This window comes from Anaerolineae bacterium (assembly GCA_013178165.1).
In the GTDB taxonomy this organism is placed as follows: domain Bacteria; phylum Chloroflexota; class Anaerolineae; order Aggregatilineales; family Ch27; genus Ch27.
In genome coordinates, this window is sequence record JABLXG010000041.1 from 1 (window position 1) to 21,412 (window position 21,412).

Here is a 21,412-nt window from a genome sequence, read left to right on the forward strand (position 1 = left end):
AGCCATAGCCCTTTTCCTCCTGCTCTCAGGGCTACACTATACCACATAACCTTCCGATTTGCCTATTTTTTATTCCTATTAAACCATAAAAATCCACTCCCAGGCCCTACAATTACGACACAGTCTCAAGAATCGATATCACGTTTTCGATACGGAGAAGGATCGTACGCTGCGCACCCGTCACGAAGGATTGGACAGCATAGAGAATGCACTTGCCAATGGGCAGTTTCTGCTTTACTTCCAACCTAAGGTCAACATGCGCACCGGTGAGGTGCTGGGCGCCGAAGCCTTGATCCGCTGGCAACATCCGGCGCGTGGCTTGTTATCTCCTGCCTCCTTCCTACCCCTCATTGAGAATCATCCGCTCGGGATTGACGTGGGGAAATGGACCATCGAGGCTGCGCTGACCCAGATCGAAGTTTGGCGCAAGGCCGGCCTTCATGTCCCGATCAGCGTGAATATCGGTGCGCGGCACTTGCTGCAACCGGACTTCATCATGCATCTACGGGGTATGTTGTCACGACATCCCGGTGTCCAGCCGCAAGACCTTGAACTGGAAATCCTCGAAACCAGCGCCGTGGAGGACTTCGTTCAAGTGTCTCAGTTGATGGCGCTGTGCGAGAGGATGGGATTGCGTTTTGCCCTCGACGATTTCGGCAGCGGCTATTCATCGCTGACCTATCTGAAGCGCCTGCCCGCGTACCTGCTCAAGATCGACCAAGGTTTTATACGCGACATGCTCGAGGATCCGGACGATATCGCCATCCTGGATGCGCTACTGGCACTGGCAAGGTCGTTTGGCAGGAACTGCATCGCGGAGGGAGTCGAATCCATTCAGCATGGTGAAATGCTGCTGCGTCTGGGATGCGAGTGGGGCCAGGGTTATGCCATCGGGCATCCGATGCCGGCGCATGAATTCGAGCAATGGCTACACACCTGGCAGGTACCTTTATCCTGGAAGGGATTCAAACCTGACAGTCGCTCCGCGCTGCCCGTGCCGTTCACATACGCTGACCACCGGGTCTGGATTTCCCAGATGATCGACTATCTGTCAGGTAAGGCCCAAGTGCCTCCTCAATCCGAAACACTCCAATACTGGCGGGATCAAAGTGGTCGCCCTACGTTCTTCGGCAAGGATCCCAATGATCAGGTCGATGTCCTGCATCAGAGCATCCAGCAGTTGGCTCACACCCTGAGTGAAATGAAAAATGCCGGCCGTGTCGAGGCATTGAGGGCTGGCATCGACAAGTTGCAACATTTGCAGGCGGATCTGCTGGGATTGCTGCCGCCGGACCAGAAGCCGGATTGATGCCATGCATGGGACGAAGGGTTGACGTGCAAGAGGCTGATCCACCCATCGGCGGCGCCACGGGCGCGCAGGGCATTATGCGCTGGGTGGCTTCGCAATTGCCCCGGTGATTCAGGTGTGATCGAGTCGTCTTCTCGGACTCTCCGTTCCATTAACGTTTCATTGAAAGAGAGAGCGCAACGCTTATGAATAAAGAATCTGGCCACACGGCCCTTGACGAGATACGCTCCCAGTGGCGGTTGATGACGGTTTACGAGCGCTTCGAGCAGGTCGTTGCCATCACGCTTTCGGGCGTCATCGCGTTGGTAATTGTGATTTCGCTGATTCAGTTGATTCGGCTGGTGTTCACACTGCTCGTCATGGATGCGCTGAATCCACTGGATCATAAGGTTTTCCAGCTGGTGTTCGGTGCCACCATGACGCTGCTGATCGCCATGGAATTTAAGCATTCGATCGTCAAAGTGGCTCTGCGCAAGGAAAGCATCATCCAGGTCAAGACCGTCATTCTGATCGCGATCCTGGCACTGGCCCGCAAGTTCATCATCCTAGAACCCGACGTTGATCCTGTCAAAGTGGCCGCGCTGGCGGGGACGGTACTGGCCTTGGGTCTGACCTATTGGCTCATGCGTGAACGCGATGACCGCAAGAGCGAGTAATGGAGGCATGACCCCCTATGGTCTAGTCGGCCGACACGATGCCAGGTCGAGGCACCGCTGGCTCAATCGCTTTCAAACCGCGCTGCTGGTTTTGACCCTGGTGGGGATCGCAGCTGCCGCTGGCAGTCTGCTGTTCGGCGAGATTGGCCTTTGGCTGGCACTGGCAACATGCGCATTGACCCTGCTGATCGAACCTGTCGCCGCCTCCGCGATGACCTTGCGTCTGTATGGCGCCCGTCCCTTGCGCCCTGATGAAGCCCCCGCAATCTGGTCGTTGCTGCGAGCGCTCGCAGCTCGCGCAGGATTGCCGAACACGCCGGTTCCGTACTATGTGCCCAGCGACATCGTCAATGCCTTTGCCACCGGCTCCAGGCGCCTTGCCTCCATTGCCCTCACCGATGGCCTGCTCCGCAGCCTGAGTATGCGCGAACTGCAAGCCGTGCTGGCGCATGAAGTCGCGCACATCGCTCAAGAAGATCTTCGTGTCATGGGCTTGGCCGATTCGATCAGCCGGCTCACGAACCTGCTGGCGTTGTTGGGTCAGGTCGCGCTCCTGATCAGCATGCCAGCCTTGCTGGTCGGTGCAGCAGAAATTAACTGGATTGGCTTACTGTTGTTGGCCGCTTCGCCGCAACTGGCACTGCTCGCACAGTTGGGTCTGTCACGTGTGCGAGAGTTCGATGCCGACCGGATGGCAGTAGAGCTGACGGGAGATCCGCACGGGCTCGCCTCGGCGCTGGCGAAGATCGAGCGGGTGAGCCGCTCGTGGCGAGCCTGGTTGTTGCCCGGCTGGGGGAATCCCGAACCGTCCTGGTTGCGCACGCATCCGGCGACAGAGGATCGTATCGCGCGCCTGATGGCGTTGGCGCCTCAGCCATCGCAGGCCCTGCCGTTCCAAACGGAATATCTCGCGCCAAGGTCGTTCGCCCCGATGCGCCCGCCACGCCGGGGCCTGAGCGGCCTTTGGCGCTAAATCACTCGAAAGGAACCCCCGCCATGGCTTACCACGATCCTTACCCACAACGCCCAGCTCCGGATCATTTCGTCCGGCGGTGGCTCTTCATCACTGCGTGCGTTGCCGCACTCATGCTGTTCTGGCAGTTCCTGCCCGCCATCGAGGCCTGGTTCAGCCCGCGCCAAGCCGCTGAGCGCACCGTCACGCCGCGTGGCGATCTGGCCGCTGACGAACAGGCCACCATCGAACTGTTCGAGAAATCCCGGGCATCGGTGGTCTACATCACGACGTCCCAACTGGTACGAGATGTCTGGACGCGCAACGTCTTTTCCGTGCCGCGCGGGACGGGTTCGGGTTTCATCTGGGATGACGCCGGTCATGTCGTTACCAACTTTCATGTGATTCAGGGGGCGTCGGAGGCCACTGTCAAACTGGCCGACGGCCGCGATTACCAAGCCGCGCTGGTCGGCGTGAGTCCGGCCCACGATATCGCGGTGCTCAAAATCGGCGTCGGTTTCCAGCGCCCGCCCGCCGTTCCGGTCGGCACCAGCGCAGACCTCAAGGTGGGACAAAAGGTGTTCGCCATCGGCAACCCCTTCGGCCTGGATTGGACACTCACCAACGGCATCGTGTCCGCGCTCGATCGATCGCTGCCCGGGGAATCTGGCGGAGTGACCATCGAACACCTGATTCAAACCGATGCCGCCATCAACCCCGGCAACTCGGGTGGGCCGTTGCTCGATTCGGCCGGCCGCCTGATCGGCATCAACACAGCGATCTACAGCCCTTCCGGTGCATCGGCTGGGATCGGCTTCGCCGTGCCGGTGGACACGGTCATGCGTGTGGTGCCACAACTCATCAAGACCGGCAAATACATCCGTCCGGCGCTTGGGATCGAGGTAGACGAGCAGCTCAACCGCCGATTGCAGGCACTGACCAGTACCCAAGGCGTGTTTGTGCTCCGTGTCGCCCCTGGCTCAGCGGCACAAAAGGCGGGGCTGAACGGTGTTACCGTGGGCCCGGAAGGCATCGTGCCGGGAGACCGGATCACAGGCATAGATGGTGCTCCCGTCGACGATGTCGCCAAGCTGCTCGCACGGCTTGACGACCGAAAGGTAGGAGATGTTGTGGTCTTGTCAGTTGAGCGGGCCGGTAAGCCACGGGAAGTGCGCGTGGAGTTGCAACCTGGCATCTGATCTGGAGTTGAGGGCATCTGGGGACTGGCAAAGAATGACGATGGGATGCATGAAGTATTCGCGCCGCAGAAACTCGATGCCCTACACTTTGGTGTCTAGTAAGGAAATCTCAGCCTCTCGTCGCGCGAGGAGCCCGGGCAGCACCTTTCCACCCCCATAGACCCACCGGCGCAGCTCCTGGCCCGCAGCAGTCCAATCCCGCTGATTGACGCGCCGTCGCAGCGTCGATGTCTGCAACCGCCCAGCGCCAAGGTTGAACGTGAAATCCACGATGGCAGCGAGCCTGCTTTCTGGCTCCGTGGCCAGCACCGGGCAGTAGCGCAGCGTCGCGGCGAGTGCCGATTGCAGGTCGCGCGCCAGATAGACCTCAGCTTCTGCCTCCGTGATCGGCGAATGCTTGGGATCGCAGAGATGACCGTACCCAATCGTCCAGAACCCTGCTGGGCAGATATAGGGAACGGCAGTGATCTCGATTCCGCGCTTCACCTTACGCTCGAATCCCTCGAAGCGCTTGGCCAGGGCGATGGCTGCCTGGGGAATTTGGCTCATGGCCTCACCCGGTCGAACACGCGCCCGATGAACCAGAAGTTCAGCACGCCGGCCCACAGGGCTTGGTCGGCTTCGGTCCAGGCGGCCTGCACGGCCGGCATCCAATCGACGCCTGCATCGACGGCGCCGACGAAGGCGGCGGTCTTGGCCGCGCAGTAGAGCGCCATGAACCAGTAGGTGATCACCGGCCGCACGCTAATGGACAGTGCATCGGCCCATTTGGCGCGGGAATGCCGTCCCTGGGCGGTGACGGCCTCGCGCAAGGCCTCGACGGCGCCGCTGTTCCAGGCCGCATCGGCTGCGGCGTTGATCTCAGCCATGCGGGTGGCGCCGCGCAGCTTCTCGAACTCCAGCGCCTTGTCCTGCATGGCCAGCTCGTGGCCGCGCTCGCCCTTGCGGCCGAAGATGATGCCTACTTGTCCGCACATGGAGACGGGTCCTCCTTGCCGCCGAAGTTCTTACCGAGCGGTCTCGTCCCTTCGAGGACGAAAGTCGCGTATTCGCGCCGGTGGTCCGCCAGCCACTCAGCCACATCCGGGTAGCCCATCTCAGCGGTCAGGCGGGTCACCTCCGGGTGGTCGAGCATGTTGGTGCGTCCGGAGAGCCGCACCGTCTCCAGGGCTTCGAGGAAGCGTTCCGGCCAGTGGTCGCTGGCCTTGTCGTCGGGCAGGAACTCGATCAGGCCGTGCCGGGCCAGACGGGTGAGAAACTCGGCGGCCGCAGCGGCGGCGTCTTCCGGCAACGGCTGGGTCGGCCCGCCTTCGATGCCGGAGAGCACTTCGGTCATGTAGTCCCGGGGCGCTCGGCTGGCGGTAAATGGCGTCTGGCCGCGCATCAGCTCGACAACTTCGAGGCAGTCGGCGGCCTGCAGGGTTTCCCCGCTGCCGGGGATCGGTTCGCCGTCCAGCGTGGTGGAGCGGATCAGAATCTTCATGGGTCACCTCCTTAAACAGTGAGGCCGGGAACTTGCCCGGCCTCGTTGGTGAGAGTGGTGGTTTCGGGTTCGTCCGGAAGGACGTCCTCCGGTTTGGGCCGTCCGTTCTTGAAGGCGGCATCGCCGGGCATGTTGGCCATCAGATGCTTGCGGGCGGTCTTGAACTCGTCGCCGATCAGGCCGAGGTGGAGCAGGAAGACCCGGAAGTCGTACTTGGCGCTCTGGGGATCGAAGTCCCGCTTGCGGCTGGAGGCGGCCCGGCCGTTGAGCGCCTTGGCTGCGACGGCGAGGCAGAATTGCAGGTAAGCCTTGATCCGCCCCGCGTGAAGGGTCGCCTCGAACCAGCGGAACTCCACCGTGCCCCGGTACCAGACGTTGTGCAGGTTGACCCCGTGATAGCGGCTGTTGTCGTAGTGCTGGGGCTGGCGGTTGTGGTAGCCGTACCAGATGCGGTTGAGCTGGTCCTTGGTGCGGGGTCGATGCTGTTCGATGCGCTGGATCAGCTCGTCGCTGACCGGCCGGGTGTAGCGGTTGAGCCGGTCGCGGCTGATGCCGAGGGCGTGGAGGATCAGCGGCTCCTGCTTGTAGATGATCTTGGCCAGGTTGCCCAGGTGCCTGCCGTCGAAGGGCGCGGCGTCGATATGGATGTGGATGCCGCACTGGCTGTTGATCTTGCCCCCGGCGCGGCGGATGGCCCGGACCACCTCCTGCAGTTGCGGGATGTCGTCGTAGCCGAGCACCGGGCTGACCACCTCGGCCCGCAGATGGGCCGGGACGCTGGTCAGGGAGGCGTCCCCCACTACCTTCCAGACGCGGCCGCGCAGGTCCTCGACCTCCCAGGGGTCGTAGCTGCTGGGGATGCCGACATGGCGGACCGTGCCGCCCACCACCGAGTGAATGGCCCAGGCGATTTGCTCCCGGGTGCGTTTTACGGTCTCGATCTCGATCCCGTAGTGGATCTCTTTCAGGTTCATGCGTGCCTCCGTCGTTCATGGCGCTTCTAAGTCGTTGTCAGGCAAGGCTTTTTAGCCTCCGCTTACACCATGAATGAATGCTTCTTTCCGGACACAAATCAAGTAGAAGAACAGCCGAAGCCGACATTTAACACCTTTATTTTCAATGACTTGAGAACTTGGCTGGATTGGGCGGCGCACAGGCGGCAGAAACCCCGGAACGGGCTGGCCGTATCCGGGGTTTCTGGGTTGGTGGTGGCAGTGAGCCGGTCAGCCGGAAGCGGTATCAGAGGTGATCAGGCTGGCGTGCAGCTCGAGGTTGCGCGACTCGTCGGCCCGCATCCGCGCCAGCAGCGCCGTGAAGGCCTCCGCTTCGGTGGCCGGGAGCTTTGACGCCCGTTCCAGCCGCGCCAGGCGCTGGTGCAGATTCTCCAGCAGGCCCAGGGCGTGGTCGCGGATCAGGCCATCGCGCTTCTCTTGCGGCGTGGGGATGAACTCGGTCAGGCCGCCTTTGCGTCGAACGATCATGGCTGTGCCTCCTTAGCTCAGGGTCGCGCCCAGCGAATGGATGCGCGGGTAGATCAGCGGCGTGCCGGTCATTTCGGCCTTGTAGCGGACCTTGTTGCCGGTGTTGTCGGTGAAGGTGCGCACCAGGGTGTACTCGGTCCAGCTCTCGTCGATGGGCCGGGTGTCCTGGATGGTCATCGCCTCCCAGGTCAGGCCGCCGTCGTTGCTGGCGAACCATTGCAGGGTGGTGCCGCTGGGGATTTGCATCTGCACATAGGCCTTGGTCGACTCCACGCCCTGGGTCAGCTCGTTCTCGCGGGTCAGGTAGGCCCCGGTGGTCTTGTTGAGGTAGCCCACCAGGTTGACATCGCGGAAGTTGATGGCCGGGGTGTCGTTGGAAAGCGAGCTGCTCAGACGCACGCGGATCTGGACCCGGGTGGCGAGGTTGGGCAGCCGCTCCTCCTCTGCGGGAACCATGGCGTCCCAGGTCACGCCGCCGTCGGTGGAGTATTCCCAGTCGAGGCCGGTGCCCTGGGGGATGGCCGAGTATTCGTCGAGGTTGATATCGGAGAACTGCACGCCGGTGATCGGCTGGAAGCGGATCATGCCCTCGGATTGAAAGTTGTAGCCGTAGATCTTCATCGCCAGGTCGGAGCCGTTGAGCGGCGTCCAGGTCTCGGCGTTGGAGCTCTCCAGCAGCACGCCTTCCATGTAGGTCTGCCGGGTGATGATGCCCCAGCGGCCCATCTTGCCAAGAGTGGCGGTGCGGACCTTGTAATTGGTGCTGTTGGTCAGCAGCACGACGGAATAGCTGGTGTTGGCCTCGGCGTAGAACGGGTCGTCGAAGCGAATGCGGGTCTCGCCGCTCAGGCTGATCTCGTTCGGGGCCAGCACCTTCTCGGCGAACACCACGCCGTTGGGCAGACCGGTGGTGACGCCGCGAATCTGCACCGTGACCGGGATGCTCGGGTCCCTGGCGGTGAACTGCAGTCCGATGCTGGAGATCACCTGGTTTTGGGTGAAGCTGAAAGTCTGGGCCAGCGGATCGCGGGGCACGAAGATGGTCTGGGTGCGCCAGACCACCTGCACCACGGGCACGCGGATGATGCGGTTTTCGATGATGCGCTCGATGCGGGTAATGACCAGCGGATCGTTGATCTGCAGGCTGGCCCGGGCCGAGTAGACGCCATCGGCCATCTCCACGATCCGGTTGCCGTTGCGGGCGTTGGTCGGAATGGTGAAGGAGGCGCTGACCCGACCGGCCTCGTCGCTGATCAGGTTGCTGGCCATCACCTGGCCGTCGCAGCGCAGCACGATGCCGGACTTGCTCGGGGTGAAGTTGATGCCGGTGACGGCGATGCCGGTCTGGCCGCGCCGCCCGAGGTTGGGCGTGATCTGCAGCATGGCCGGGGGCTTGTCGAACACGGCGTAGGGGTTGATGTTGCGCTCCTCGGACCAGTCGTTCTGCTCCACCAGGACGGTCTCGTTGCCCGGCAGCAGCGCCAGACTGCCGAAGAAGCTGGCGTTGCTGCCCGCCTGATCGACCGAGAGCACCGTGGAGTGCGGAATGCGGTCCGGCGCGACGAAACGGGCGATCTCGTTGACCCGGGCGTCCCATTCGGCGTGGTAGATGTCCGACTGGGCGGTGTTCGAGAAGTCGTCCGAGTAGATGCCTTTTTTGGTCTGGGCGTCCCGGTTCTGCAGCTCGTTGTTCATCTGGTACTGGGCATCGTTGTACTTCAGGTCCTCGACGTCCTGAATGATGTCGTGGATCTGGTCCATGGTGATGCGGGTCAGGCCGAAGTTGCGGATCTCCATGTCGGTGGAGTTGGGCGGGCAATCGATACTACACAGCCCCAGGGCGTTTTCCGGGACGATGGGCAGCTTCGGGAAATCCGCAGGAGCCCCTTCCAGCCGCTTGATCTCGGTGGTGGTGGCGTAAACGATGTCGCGGCGGCCGAGGTAATAGTCATAGTCCAGGCTGCAGTTGGAGCCGTTCACCGGCTGATCGCCGAGGCTGCCGCGCCCGAAATTGATCACGTTGAGGTTGCCCAGCTCGAGCTGAACCGGCGACATGGTGAGTCCGGCCGTGTTGGTGGCCGGAGGCGAAGCGGTGCCGATCTCCTCGACGCCGTCGTCGACGTAGGAGAGCGCCTCACTGCCCAGCTCCATCAGACGCTTGTAGTCTGTGCGTGCGCCGTTTGTGGAGGCCCGGTAGACGCGATAGCCGGTCGCGCCGCTGACCGGCAGCCAGGAGAGCTTGTTCATCTCCCCGGCTGCGGTGGCCCGGGCAATGACCGCAGCGGCGTTGAAGGCCGTCTCGCCGGTGGCGTTGTAGGCGGTCACCAGATAGAAGTAGTTTCCGGCCGCCGGATGGTTGGCCTGTCCGAACCAGCCGCTGTCCACGTAGTCGGTGCCCTTGATCATCTGCTTGGTGTAGGTCCAGCGCACCGTGTAGGTGGTGCCGATGGCCGGTTCGTTGCCGGAGCCGAGCCAGTCGACATGGTTGCCCGACTGCTGCCAATCCACGCCTTCCTGGAAGATGGTCGCCCCCTGGCTGACCTCGAGGATGTCCACCACCGGATTGGGGTCGAGCAGGTCTTCGCCGCCGCCCACCGAGCCCCGAGTGACGTTGCGGGTGATCTCGACGATGGCCTCCACCTGGGTCGTCTCCTTGAGCGGCGTGGAGTTGACCGGATAGCGGCGCTTGTTGATGTCGAAGGTCTTCTGCTCGCCGCGCACCGACTTGGTGGCGATGGATTTGGGCACCAGGGTCGAGGTGGGCAGATCGCGCTGATGGCGGAAGCCCTGGATGTAGGCGCGTCCGGCGTTGGTGATCGCCTCCACGCTGTCGTCGTCGACGCCGCCGATAAAGGTGTCGAAGCCACGCACCAGGTAGCTTCCGGCCTGGTCGAAGGTGCGCTCGGCCAGGTTCTGAATCAGGGAATTGAGCCCCTCGGCGGCGGCGAATGAGAGCTGATCCTCGGTGATCGAGGAGACGGTGATCCGACTGCCCGGCAGCGTGCCCAACAGATCCCGCAGGTAGAGGTTGGACTTCTCCTGCACCGTGGGCGTGACGTCTCCGCTCTCGCGCTCGAACTTGTAGATCGGGATCACCCGACGCTCGGCCAGGTTGTTGGGCAGCGTCTGGCCGCTGGTATCCGTCGCCTTGAGAGAGAGAACCCATTTTTCCCGCTCGGCGGTGGGCTCGCCGGTGGCCGGATTGATCAGGGCCGGGTCCTGGGTGTAGCCGTAGTTGTACTTCAGCAGCTCCACGTAAACGTAATCGGCTCCGCTGGCGGTGGCCGGATCATAGGTCAGGGTCGCGCCGCTCACCTGTTCCAGATGGCCGTCGATGTAGACCACGCCCGGGGCCAGGGTCAGGACGTTGGCGGCCGCGCTGACCTCGAGGCCCATGATGATGGAGCCTTCCTTGAACAGGATGTCGGCGATCTTGCGCCGCTCCAGGTTGATGATGTCCTGCTGTTCGTTGAGTTCGGAATCCAGCAGGTCGCGATCCTGATGGTAGCGGATGCGCTTGTAGTTCTTGGTCGGGTCGAATGTCTCGCGTGAGATGCTCATGTTTGAATCCTCCAGTTAGATCTTGATGATCCCGACCAGCTCCACGCGGGTGTCGGAAATCTTGTTGAAGTCGGGAATGTTCTTCACCTCGTACAGGTAGCCCGGGCGCAGCACCTCGCCGGTCGGGTTGGTGTCCTGATGGAACACGCCGCCCATGGCGAGATCCCCGGTGACGCTGACCGTGTACTGCACGTCGCCGCCGAAGAAGCCGTATTCGCGGATGGTGATGCCGTTGGCCTCCGCCTCGTCGAAGCGGAAGAAGATGCCGATGGTGTTGGTCTCCTCGCCGGTTTCGAGGTAGCGCACGCCGTTGACCAACAGCGCCCCTTCGGCGTCCTCCTTGAGGAAGGTTCGCTTGTAGTAGCGCTTGCGGGCGCGTTCGTTTCTGAGCCCGGTCTGGCCGATGTCCGGCGCGGGCGGATTCTGCGGGTCGGTGAAGCTTGTATCCCCGTCGCCGATGGCGCAGTGGGTGATGCCGTCCACGGCCTGGCCGAGGAGGAGTTTGGCCGTCAGTATCCGGCCGGTTTTAACGATGAGTCCCAGTGCCATTGCTGTTCTCCTTTAGGTCTGAATTTCGTGGTCTTGATCGATGAGCACCGCGAACAGGATCTGGCTCGTGTCGGCCAGCAGCCCGGCCGGGATCGCGATGCGCTGAACGGTGTCGGATCGGCTGATGTGTGCGCCGGACGTCCGGAAGCTGGTGTCGATGCTCCGCAGCCAGGGGCGCGTCACCCGCACCGCCGCGACGGCATCGACGCCCAGACGGCCATGGACGACGAGCCACAGGTCGGCGCTCCGGTTCAGGCGGTTGTTCACGCGAAGCGCGAGGTCGGATCGTCGTTCGAGCCGATGGGCGACCCGCACCGCGCTGTCGGCCCGGATCATCACCGTGCGCCTGGCCGGTGCTCCGGAAAACAGCTCGAAAAGCGCTCCGGGTTGCGCCGCGCCGATGGCGAGCAGATCCGGCCGCCGGATGCCTCGGCGGGTGGTAATGGATGCCAGTTGTCCCTTATGCACGGCCACGGCGAATCCTCCCGCAGAGCTTGAGAGCCTGGCCACGGTTCATGGACAGGAGCGTTTCCGGGCGTCGCTGGCCGGTGATCGTGGTGACGAATTTGAGCTTTCCGCTATGCGTTGCCATGGCGTTACTCCTTCACCGCGCACCAGCCGCCGGTGGTCAGGTTGAACACGCGGTAGCTGTCTGTTCCGATCTGGATGGTGTCTTCAGAGGCGACGTTGCCGCCGCCCACGGCGAAGATCTCGATGAGTTCGCCGCGCAGTTCCTGGTAGGCGGCGGAGCCGGACATCGAGGCGAGCCAGGGAAAGAGGATGGTGGTGCCGTAGCGCATCTCCGGATCGGTTTCGCCCTGGAGCCCGCCATTTGCCGCACCGCAGCGACCCTGCTGACCGGACGCGGAAGTCCAGCCGTCGAACTTGTTCACGGCGTAGAAGGTGCCCGGCGCGTTGTAGTAACTGTTGATGACCGGCTGCGGGTCCTCGCCGATCTTGGCCCCCGAGGCGTAATCCCGAACGAGGGTTTCGACGGTGATGGTGTTTGGCGTGACGGCGGTGTCGATGGCGCTCACTCGTACGCGTTCGATGCCCGCGTCGTCCTTGATCACATAGTCTTGTCCGGGTGTGACTACGGTGGCGTCGTTGACCTGAAGCACCACACCGCTTCCTGCAGTGACCGCCGCCTGTGTGAGCGCGACAGCCCCCGACCAGAACCGTTTCAGCAGTCCGCTGTAATGGCCGTAGTAGGTGGAGATGAGCTTGGTCACCACGAAGACGTGGTCGAGATCGGCGAACAGCCAGAAGATGAAGTCGGCGCTGTCCTCCACCCGCAGGTAGGTGTAACTGGTGTGCGACGCCTCGTTGACGCCGGTGTGGGTAGCCGCGTCCCAATACTGGAATGCCGCGACGTGAATCCGCCCGGAGGTGGTGCTGATACGGAACTGCAGATAGACGTCCTCGGCCCCGGATTCCCCGTGCGACTTGAAGACGAAATACGGCTGCGGGTCGGCCGACTGGTCGTCGTGCAGGGTCCAGCCGGTGGTGGTCACCAGGAAGGTCCGCAGTTGATTGAGCAGGTCGAGCCGACCGTGGGCGAGTCCTTGAATGCTGTGGTATGCCATGGCGGCCTCCTTAGAGAATTGGGTTTTCCGTGCCGGTCAGGCGCAGCTTGATGTCGAGTTTGTTTTGCACCGGCGTGCCCGGGAGCACGGTGCAACGCCGCCAGAAAGACAGCGTCTGCTGGAAGGCCTTGTCACCGAGATTGAGCGGTGCGCCCTGAGTGGCGGTGTCGAGTCCGGCCTGGGTCAGGGCCAGCCGGTACCAGACCGCTTCGTCGGTGCCGGTTTCGTCGATGGGATCGAGCACCAGCCCGGTGTAGTCGTAGCCGGAATAGACGGTCGTCCCAGCGTCGTGCGCGGTCGCAGCGGTGTTGGCCACGCCCCGCTGCACGGTGAGATTGGCGGTGCCGCCGCCGCTTTCGACGAGCATCTGCTCGCCGTCGATGATGATGAGTTCGCCGTCGGCAAAGCGCGGTTCGGCCAGGGCGATGGAGGTCTGCGTCGCGTCGATGGCCGAGGGGAGGCTCGTCTGCTCGTTGGCGACGTAGAGCTGCCGATCCTTGATGTCGCCGTCGGTGCCGTTGTAGCTCTCGGCCTCGGGGCGGCTGAAATCCCCCTCGGAAATCTGCTGAGTCAGCGCTTCGTCAAGATAGAGGTGAATCGCCATGGGTTCTCCTTCAGGTGGGCCACTGGGTGGCGCGATAGTTGTTGGTGGCGGCCTCGAACCCGGCCTGCGTCGGCGCATGCAGATCCTGCTGACGGAACAGCCAGCGGTAGGACGGCCGCGACCAGCGGAATCCGGCCTGGTTGAGGCGCATGCGGCTCACGCGCATCGGGCGGGTCCGGTCCACGGAAAGGCGCAGGCCGGTGGTATTGAGCGGGCTCGCGCCCAGCTTCATGGTCTCGACCCGATGGCGCTGGAGAGAGCCCGTGTCCACGTAGACTTCAAGCGAGGCCCGTTCGCCGGTCAGATTCGCATTGCTCAGATACCGGGTGTTCAGGGTGTTCGCGTTGAGCCGGAACACAGGCCCTCTCCGCCGCCATCGGTCGATCCGGTCGACGGCCAGGGTGACGTCCGCGTCGCAGCCAGCGGTGGAGGCGAGCAGCAGATTGCTGATGCCGCCCTGGTTGGCGGTGAGATCGAGACCTTCGTTGAGCCTGGCGCGGCCAAGTTGGAAACAGAGGCGGTGCCGAGATTCCAGAGGCAGGCGCAGGTCGTACTTGGCTTCCGCCCGTTCGACCGGTTCCGCCTGCGTGTCGAAAAAGAAGTCCTTCTGCCGAAAGCAGTAGCGCAGCTCGGTCTCGCCATGGGTCAGCGATTTGCGGTTGAGATGGCTTTCGCCGAGCCCGAAGCCGCTTTCCAGCACATCCCCTTCGAAGTCGCGGCCGGTGTAGATGGGCGTACAGAAGGAAACCCGATCCTCGCCGACGCGGGTGTACGGAAGCCGCCAGTCGTTGAGGGCCTTGTGGTTCAGGCGCATCCGGTTCTGGCTGCCGTGAAAACGGGAGACCTTCACGGTGGCCCGGTCGATTTCCGGGAGCATCTCCGTGGTACTGGTGAGTTGCAGCAGCTCCCAGGCCCTCTGCTTGTTGGTCAGGTGACGGCAGGAACCGAGCGAGGAGCGGCTAAGGACGAAGGTCTCGTCGAGAAACGCCAGCACGATCCGTCGCACGGCGTTGGCATGCCCGAAGTCGAGCATCGCGCCGCCTTCGATCCATTCCAGGAGGAACTGGAGCCAGAAACAGCGCGTGCCCGCCGGGTGGTGAAACACCAGGGCGTCGCGCAGCCCCTCGGTCTGGTTGAGACACAGCACGCGAAACACGCCGAGGCTGAACACCAGCCCGGGCAGCTTGGCGTTGCTGAGTCGGGAGCGGGCATTGAGACGCAGCGCCGAGCGGAAGGTCTCCTGGAGTTCCCCCTGCCAACCGAGCGCGTTAAAGTCGCGTTCGATGGCCGGAATGGTGCCCTTGCGGCGATAGATTTCGACCGCCTCCCGCACGCGGCGGCGCTGGCAGTCTGGCGAACAGGTGCCGTCCACTTCGAGGCCGACGAGCCTTGCCAGCAGCGGCAGAAAGCGCTCGTCGCAATGATCCACATCGAAGATGGTCGGGAAGTCGTCGATGGCCTGCTTGAGCTCGTCCAGCGTTCCGGCGGGAAGGCTCAGAAAGGTGCGCAGGTCACCGGCCTCGTCGTTGTGCTCGTAAAGCGGCGGCAGCAGGCCGAGCAGATTGTCCTTGAACCAATCCGACATCAACCGGCCCTCCGCAGATCGAGGTTGACACTGCCGAGAACCGGGATTTCGCCGTGGCGCAGCTCGATGTCCTGCTGGGGCGCGTAGAGATGCATGTGGCTGACGCCACGCACGCCATCGATCAGCGCCACCAGGTCGGAGAAGTGAATGGTCTGACCGAAGGAGACTTGGTCAAAGGAAAAGAAATCGGTGAGCGCGGTTTCGATGCGGCTGCGCACGTTTTCCAGCGGTTCACCGGGCCAGATGTAGACCTCGGCGTCGATGGAAACGGGCCGATAGATCGGGTCGAACAGGTTGATCTCGACCGTGATGACCTTGCGGCGTTCGAGAAACTCGGCGAGGTCCCGCTTGAGCAGCGCCGAGGGCATTCCGCCGCCGTTGGGGGCGATGGCCAGTTGAACGTTGTAATAGCGGATGTTCTGACAGGCATTGGTGTCGAGCACCTTGGCCTTGGCGACGCCTGGGTAACCTTCGGCGAGCGCCTGGTAATCCTCCAGGGTGACGGCTTTCCAGAGACTGCGCAGCTCCGCCGGTGCCTGTCGGCGGGCGTGTTCGAGGGCTTCCCGCGAAGCGCCGCCGGTGGCGGGTACCGGGTTGGTGGCGGTCAGGGAGACCTGGCCGCCGTTCAGGTAGACCGGGCTCAGCAGTTGGGTGATCCGGTTCGGACCGAGATTGCCCTGGTCCCCGATGGTCTGCAGATAGCTGACGGCGATGGCGCTTCCCTGAGCGGGTACAGCGCCGCTTTGTCCGTCGCCGAAAATCAGGGTGGAGATGTCGAGGGCGTCCAGGTCGGCCATGAAATGGCGGCTGTCGGCCAGGCTGTCCTGGAAGTGATCGACCTCGCTCCAGGCGTCGTCCCCCACCGTAACGGTGATGGTGCCCTGGGCGATGACGTCGCCGGTCAGGCGGATGCGCTGGAATGGCAGCCCCGTCGAAGTGAAGGTCTCGGTGCGGCGCACGCCTTGCCGGGCCGGGATGTCCACCGAGAGTAGGCCTCGCGGGAGCAGGCCGTCCTCGACCGTCTCGAAATCCGCCTCGCCGTCACTCAGCAAGGCGCGGCAGGCCGTTCCCGCCGGAATGGTCAGATCCTTGCCGAGCGGGGCGGAGAGCCGGAAACGCAGCGTGGTGGTGGAGGCCACCGGCGAATCCAGCCGGTAGCCGATGAGCTTGCAGAGGTTGATGACGTTCTGGCGCTGGCGGGCCGTGGGCAGAAAGGCCTCGGCCGCCTGGGCGTCCAGGTAGTAGGCCAGCATGTCGCCCACGCCGCAGAACAGATCGAGCAGGACGACGCCGAGATCGGAGTGGTTGAAATCGGTCCAGCGGTCGGTGAGCTGCGGGATCTTCGCCAGCAGCTCCTGACGGATCGATTCGTAATCCTTGTTGATGTATCCGATGCTTGCGCGGCCCATGGTCTCTCCGGTTTTCGGCGGTTATGCGAGAGCGCCTGATGCTCTCGCCACGCCGGTTACTTACCGGAAGGGGCCTGGATGTGTCGGAGGCGGGATGCCTCAGAGCGGGCCGCGCAGTTGCCAGACGGGATTGGGCTGCCCGGATGTGTTGTTGAGGTAGTGGGATTCCTTCTTGCCCTCGAAATAGAACAGACCGATGCGGCCCGGCTCCAACGTGGTGATCCGGTGAACGGTGCCAGCGGCGTTGTCTTCCGCCTGGCTCTGGGTGTCGAAGCCTAGACCGCTCGCGGCCAGATAGAGGGCGTGCTCGGCCTGGGGCGCTTCTGTTTCTGGCGCTCCCTCGAACGTCAGGTAATGGCCGTGGTTGTCACCCGGATCGCTGACGATCCACTTGCCGTTGCGGTCCTGAAAGGCTCCCTCGATGTAGGCGACTTCGTATTCCCCGGCTGGCCAGATCAAGGAGTCGTCCGGATCGGGGCTCATCTCGGCCGCGTCGAACCAGAGCAGATTGAACAGCGTGCGCACGTCCGGCGACAGGCGCACGCTGCGCACCGGCGGCGGTTCTGGCTCGGGCTCCGGCTGGGGATAGCTGGGCGCGGGATTGTTCGGGTCTTCTCTGTAGAAGGGATAGACCAGGTTGCCGTCCACCTGGCTCTGGATCACCCGGTAGGCGATATGCACCAGTAGCAGGTTGCCGTCGATGTTCAGCGGCCGGTCGTCGAAGTGTACCTCCGTGATGATCACCCGCTTTTCCCAGCGCTTGATGGCGTCGATCACGTAATGGCGCAGCAGGCCCTTGAGCACCTCGTCGTTCTGTTCGAACACCAGATCCTTCAGCCGGGAGCCGAACTCCGGATTCATGAACCGTTCGCCGATCCGGGTGCCGAGGATCTGCAGGATGCTTTCGCGGATATGCTCGTGCTCCCGCGAGGTGGCGGTCGAGACCTGGGTGCCGCCGGATACCGACTGAAACCGGAACGGGTAACGCAGCCCCTTGCCGAGAAAGTCGTAGCTCATCAGTTACGCTCCTCGCAGTCGAGGCCGCACTGTCCCGAGCAGCCATTTTCCGGTGCGCCGTCGTCGATGGCTTCTCCCTGGAACCGGACCACCAGATCTAGACCGCTCTTGAGTCCCAGATGGATGGTTCCGTCCGCCTCGATCAGCCCGCCGTGGTCGGACTGGCCGCACTGGAATCCTTTGGCTCCGCCGGAGAGCAGACGGACAGCGATGGTTTCGCCGATGCCCTCGATGCGGCCGATGCCGATGATGTCGATAGGTCCGGCCGGATTGATGAGGGTGATGAACCGCTCCCGGTGATCGACGTCGAGACGGATGCCCTCGGGTAGATCCACCGCGAAGCGTTCCGCGCCCATGGCGGTCGGCTCGATCCCGGCAGGCAGTCCGCTGACACCGGCCGCCTCCTGGGTCGAACGCAGATAGGACTCGGCCAGGGTGTAAAGGCGTCCCGGGGCGACCTCGATGGCCGTGCCGGGTCCGGGGGTGACGACGTGCTGTTCCCCTGCGTCGATAACGCAGATTCGCTGGTCATCCGTGGTCCGCAGGATCATGCCGTCGGGCAAGGTGAAGAGCCGGTTGCCGTCCGGCAGATCCCTGGGTTCGGTGCCCGCAGGCAGTTCGACAAAGGGATAAAAATCGGGCTCCGGCTCGATCTGTACCTGCTCCAGGTACTCCTGGGTCCTGGCCTGCTGGGCCTCAAGATAGGCCTGGGCCTGGCCACGCATCGCCTCCGAGGCGGCGTGACCGGCCTCCAGCAGCGTGCGGATGCCGGAAAGCTCCTCACGGATGCCGGACAGGTGATCGCAGAGCGCCCGTAGCACATACTGCTGTTCTCCGGAATCGGTCTGTTCGATGGTGGCCTGCAAGTCGGCGGGTTCTTCGGAAATCATGGACAGCCTCCGTTACATGCCGACGTTGGCGGGTTGGGATTGATAGCTCATGGCGTTGACCGGCGTCACTGTCCCGGTCGTGCCGTCGATTTCGAAGACAGTCCAGACCGTGCCCGGGGCGTTGGGAACGGTGAAGGTCTGCTCACGGCCATCGCTCAGGAATACCTTCACCGATGCTCCGGACTGCGCCAGGCCGGTACTCGGATTGGCGTTGCGGTTGGTGTAGTCGTGGACCGCGTAACGGTAGACGCCGGGGATGAGCCGATGGATGGTGATGGTCTCCGGCCCGTAGGAACTGGTGTCGTCCACGTCCAATTCCGCCGCCTCGTTTTCGATGGTGTGGGAATAGAACACATGGAAGCGGTCGCCCGATGGCGTCGGTCCGGTGAGATGGGAATCAAGATCCCGGGGGTTGAGCCCCCACTGCAACACGATGCGGGCGACCTGGCCGTCGAGTTCGGGCGAGAGAACGATCTGGATGTCGCCGGAGGTGTTGGGGTCGGCGTTCACCCAGCCATGCCAGGCGATGTATCCCGGCGCGGTGACCTCCACGTAATAGAATCCCTCGGGCACGGACAGCTCGAACCTGCCATAGGCGTTGGCAAAGGTCTGGAACGCCGCCGGGCCGGTTTCCGAGCGGCGGAATTCGATCAGCGTGTTGCCGACACCGCTGGTGTTGAGGGCGTTGACCACCATGCCGCTGAGGAAGACCGATGCTCCGCTGGCAAAGTCCGGATGGTCGGCGAACCAGGACGGATCGCGAACCTCCACCAGTACATGACGGAGGCTGTCCCGGACCGAGGATCGCCAGACCATGAGCACGGCATTGCCGATGGTCCAGCCGCAGCGAACGACACCGTCCGGCCCGATCTCCGCGACCTCCGGGTTGCTGGAGGCAAAGACCGGGGCGTCCACGTCGCCGCGCAGGGAGAGCGGAACCCGTTGCTCGAACTCGCCAGCGGAGAGCCGAATGGAGCGAGGCTGTACCTCCCAGTGGTTATAGGCTGACGCGGTATCCGTCATGAAGGAACCTCCACCGGTGCGGAGACGCCGCCGCCATAGACCTCGACCTGGACGTGACGCAGGCTGAGCCGCTCGGGCGAATCCCAGACCAGGATCATGGCCGCCCCGGGAACGAAGCCGCACTCGACATTGCCGTCCTCATCGACACTGGCCACGTCGGGATTGGACGATTCGAACACCGGCGCTTCGGGTAGACCACGGATCGAGAGCGGAATGCGCTGGACGAATGGGGATCGCGAGACCCGGATCAGTTTCGGGAAGACTTCCCAGTATTGCGGTTCCTGCGGCTGTTCGAGATTGTTCATGGCGGCCCCCTCAGTTGTCGATGGTGTCGGGACTGCCGGTGACGATGATGGCTCCGCAGGCGGTGATGTCGCCGATGCGGGCGTTGGGCAATCCTTCGGTGATGGTGTCGAAGCTGCCGGTCACAATGGGCGTCACGCCATGCCCAGGGATGGGACAGACGTGCAGATCACCCATGCGGGCGACCGGCATGCCGTTGTCCAGCGTCCGGCTCGCCCCGGTGATGATGACGCCGCCGTGACTGCTGATGTCGCCGAGTCGCGCCTGGGAGCTCATGGGTTCACCTTCAGCAACAGATGGATCAGAAAGCCGACGAGTCCGCCGATGGTGCTGCCGATGGTCAATACTAGGCCGACGATCTTCCACATGGTCTCGGTCCCCATCTTGGAGCCGACCCGGGCATGCAGCCGGTCGATCTCCTCGGCGTGCCGGTGCAGATCGGAATAGATCGAGCGGACCAGCACCTCGACGTTTTCCTTGTCCGATTTCTTCTCGATTTCGCGCTCGATCTTCTCGAGACGATCCTGGATTTCCCGGCGGTGACTTTCGAGGATGCTGCGGAATTCCTCCCGCCAATGATCGAAGGTCCGGGCCAGCAATTCCTCGCTGGCCGAAAGTCCGGAGGGCGTTGTTGTTCTTTCTCCCATGCGATGCTTCCTTCAGGTGTTGATCAAGACAGTGTTCGTCGAGCGAATGATGATGTTTCCGGCCACCCCATCCATGAACACGAGGCTGCCGGACTTGTCGGTGGCGCTGATGCTCTCCTGACCGGGCGCGGCGTTCATGCGCACCACCTGACCGGCCTTGTCGGTGAGCCGGATCTGTTCGGCGGCGGCGGTGGAATCGACGAGAATTTCCTGAGTGCCGTTGAGTCCCCAGATGTGAACCTTCTCCCGGCCCTTAGTGGTATCGATGAGGATCTTCTGCCAGCGGGAGCGGCCCTTGTCGCACGAGAGGATGTGGACCTTCTCCTTGTCCTGCCAGGCTTCGAGGATCACCTGCTGGCGACAGAGGTCGGTGAGCTGGATGCGGGCGCGGGAGCCGACGATCTGCGAGGCGATGTCGAGCTGGTCGCCTTTCTCGGCGTCCTTCGTGCCGCGCCGCAGGGCGTTGCCGCTCTGCATTTCCGGCTTCACCTTCCCTTCCATGGTGAGGATCTGTCCGGCGCGGTCGATGATCCGCAGCAGCTCGTCGCCGTCGCGGTCATCGGCCAGGATGGTGTGGCCGGTTTCGGTCTTGAGCAGGACCTTCAGGCGCGGGCAGTAATACGGCGGATGGCCGTGGTACTTCTTGTGTTCGAGATCGTCATGCCGGTTGGCCTGATGCTCGACCTTGTCCTCGCAGTCATGGCAGAAGGCATTCGCGCAGGTGCGCTTGGATTCCTCGGGCTGCTCGCCGGGATTGCTCCTGGCCAACCAGACCCCGGTCCAGATCGGATACTGGACGACGCCGCCCTCGAACTCGGCCCAGACCGAGGCACCTTCCTCGGGGACCAGGAACATGCCGGTATCGTCGTTGCCGCCGTAGGGGAAACAGGGAGCGGCCCATTCGGACCAGTTCTCCCGCCCGCTGCCGAGCACGGCGGGGATCTCCAGCCGGACCCGGCCAAGGCGTTCGGGGTCGTTGTTGTCGCGCACGAAGGCCCGGTACTTGCCGTACCAGCGGTTGCGGTAGCGCTACTCGGATTGACGGTCGCGGGTTTCAAGCATGCTCCGTCTCCCGTTTTCGACTGGTGTCCCAGGCCAGCCAGCCGCCCAGGCGAACCGCCCAATACATGACCTGCCTTTTCCACAGAGGCACGCCCA

20 protein-coding genes and 3 pseudogenes are annotated in these 21,412 nt (G+C 63.2%); 4 read left to right on the plus strand and 19 right to left on the minus strand.

Annotated features, from left to right (window positions below; genetic code table 11):
• Positions 1 to 100: 100 nt before the first annotated feature.
• From HPY64_16830 to HPY64_16845, 4 genes and pseudogenes are all read left to right on the plus strand, one after another.
• Positions 101 to 1,309: pseudogene (locus HPY64_16830) on the plus strand (EAL domain-containing protein).
• A 185-nt stretch (positions 1,310 to 1,494) separates the two neighbouring features.
• Positions 1,495 to 1,965 (plus strand): phosphate-starvation-inducible PsiE family protein, encoded by a 471-nt coding sequence (locus HPY64_16835; GenBank protein NPV68799.1) that lies wholly within the window; start codon positions 1,495 to 1,497, stop codon positions 1,963 to 1,965.
• 7 nt (positions 1,966 to 1,972) lie between these two features.
• Positions 1,973 to 2,938: a M48 family metalloprotease gene (locus HPY64_16840; protein ID NPV68800.1), complete on the plus strand. Its 966-nt coding sequence runs from the start codon at positions 1,973 to 1,975 to the stop codon at positions 2,936 to 2,938.
• Positions 2,939 to 2,961: 23 nt separating this feature from the next.
• Positions 2,962 to 4,116, plus strand: coding sequence for a PDZ domain-containing protein (locus HPY64_16845; protein NPV68801.1), 1,155 nt, complete (start codon positions 2,962 to 2,964; stop codon positions 4,114 to 4,116).
• A gap of 81 nt (positions 4,117 to 4,197) precedes the next feature.
• Here HPY64_16845 and HPY64_16850 read toward each other — a convergent pair whose 3' ends face one another.
• From HPY64_16850 to HPY64_16940, 19 genes and pseudogenes are all read right to left on the minus strand, one after another.
• On the minus strand, positions 4,198 to 4,602 hold the full coding sequence (locus HPY64_16850; protein NPV68802.1) for a lysozyme: 405 nt from the start codon (positions 4,600 to 4,602) through the stop codon (positions 4,198 to 4,200).
• 59 nt (positions 4,603 to 4,661) lie between these two features.
• A pseudogene (locus tag HPY64_16855) lies at positions 4,662 to 5,063 on the minus strand (hypothetical protein).
• A gap of 14 nt (positions 5,064 to 5,077) precedes the next feature.
• Complete coding sequence (locus tag HPY64_16860; protein NPV68803.1) at positions 5,078 to 5,599, minus strand: DUF5049 domain-containing protein; 522 nt, start codon at positions 5,597 to 5,599, stop codon at positions 5,078 to 5,080.
• An 11-nt stretch (positions 5,600 to 5,610) separates the two neighbouring features.
• Positions 5,611 to 6,573, minus strand: coding sequence for an amidoligase family protein (locus HPY64_16865; GenBank protein NPV68804.1), 963 nt, complete (start codon positions 6,571 to 6,573; stop codon positions 5,611 to 5,613).
• Between the two features lie 249 nt (positions 6,574 to 6,822).
• Entirely contained in the window at positions 6,823 to 7,080 is a 258-nt protein-coding gene (locus HPY64_16870) for a VrlD (GenBank protein ID NPV68805.1), read from the minus strand.
• Between the two features lie 12 nt (positions 7,081 to 7,092).
• Positions 7,093 to 10,641, minus strand: a complete 3,549-nt coding sequence (locus HPY64_16875; protein ID NPV68806.1) for a DUF4815 domain-containing protein — start codon at positions 10,639 to 10,641, stop codon at positions 7,093 to 7,095.
• A 15-nt stretch (positions 10,642 to 10,656) separates the two neighbouring features.
• Complete coding sequence (locus tag HPY64_16880; GenBank protein NPV68807.1) at positions 10,657 to 11,190, minus strand: hypothetical protein; 534 nt, start codon at positions 11,188 to 11,190, stop codon at positions 10,657 to 10,659.
• A 12-nt stretch (positions 11,191 to 11,202) separates the two neighbouring features.
• Positions 11,203 to 11,664, minus strand: coding sequence for a hypothetical protein (locus HPY64_16885; protein ID NPV68808.1), 462 nt, complete (start codon positions 11,662 to 11,664; stop codon positions 11,203 to 11,205).
• Between the two features lie 122 nt (positions 11,665 to 11,786).
• Positions 11,787 to 12,776, minus strand: a complete 990-nt coding sequence (locus tag HPY64_16890) for a hypothetical protein (protein NPV68809.1) — start codon at positions 12,774 to 12,776, stop codon at positions 11,787 to 11,789.
• A gap of 10 nt (positions 12,777 to 12,786) precedes the next feature.
• Entirely contained in the window at positions 12,787 to 13,380 is a 594-nt protein-coding gene (locus HPY64_16895; GenBank protein ID NPV68810.1) for a hypothetical protein, read from the minus strand.
• A 10-nt stretch (positions 13,381 to 13,390) separates the two neighbouring features.
• The gene (locus tag HPY64_16900; GenBank protein NPV68811.1) at positions 13,391 to 14,965 is read right to left on the minus strand and encodes a phage tail protein; all 1,575 of its coding nucleotides are present in this window, start codon (positions 14,963 to 14,965) and stop codon (positions 13,391 to 13,393) included.
• Positions 14,965 to 16,374 carry a baseplate J protein gene (locus HPY64_16905; GenBank protein ID NPV68812.1) on the minus strand — a complete coding sequence of 470 codons (1,410 nt, stop codon included), beginning with the start codon at positions 16,372 to 16,374 and terminating at the stop codon, positions 14,965 to 14,967. Before HPY64_16905 ends, HPY64_16900 begins: the two co-directional genes overlap by 1 nt.
• 99 nt (positions 16,375 to 16,473) lie before the next feature.
• Positions 16,474 to 17,391: a GPW/gp25 family protein gene (locus tag HPY64_16910; GenBank protein ID NPV68813.1), complete on the minus strand. Its 918-nt coding sequence runs from the start codon at positions 17,389 to 17,391 to the stop codon at positions 16,474 to 16,476.
• Positions 17,391 to 18,281, minus strand: a complete 891-nt coding sequence (locus tag HPY64_16915; GenBank protein NPV68814.1) for a hypothetical protein — start codon at positions 18,279 to 18,281, stop codon at positions 17,391 to 17,393. Before HPY64_16915 ends, HPY64_16910 begins: the two co-directional genes overlap by 1 nt.
• A gap of 12 nt (positions 18,282 to 18,293) precedes the next feature.
• The gene (locus tag HPY64_16920; protein NPV68815.1) at positions 18,294 to 19,304 is read right to left on the minus strand and encodes a hypothetical protein; all 1,011 of its coding nucleotides are present in this window, start codon (positions 19,302 to 19,304) and stop codon (positions 18,294 to 18,296) included.
• Positions 19,301 to 19,609 (minus strand): hypothetical protein, encoded by a 309-nt coding sequence (locus tag HPY64_16925; protein ID NPV68816.1) that lies wholly within the window; start codon positions 19,607 to 19,609, stop codon positions 19,301 to 19,303. Before HPY64_16925 ends, HPY64_16920 begins: the two co-directional genes overlap by 4 nt.
• 10 nt (positions 19,610 to 19,619) lie before the next feature.
• Positions 19,620 to 19,883, minus strand: a complete 264-nt coding sequence (locus HPY64_16930; protein NPV68817.1) for a PAAR domain-containing protein — start codon at positions 19,881 to 19,883, stop codon at positions 19,620 to 19,622.
• Positions 19,880 to 20,254 (minus strand): hypothetical protein, encoded by a 375-nt coding sequence (locus tag HPY64_16935; protein ID NPV68818.1) that lies wholly within the window; start codon positions 20,252 to 20,254, stop codon positions 19,880 to 19,882. The genes HPY64_16930 and HPY64_16935 overlap by 4 nt, the downstream gene beginning before the upstream one ends.
• Positions 20,255 to 20,266: 12 nt before the next feature.
• A pseudogene (locus HPY64_16940) lies at positions 20,267 to 21,316 on the minus strand (baseplate assembly protein V).
• Positions 21,317 to 21,412 lie beyond the last annotated feature (96 nt).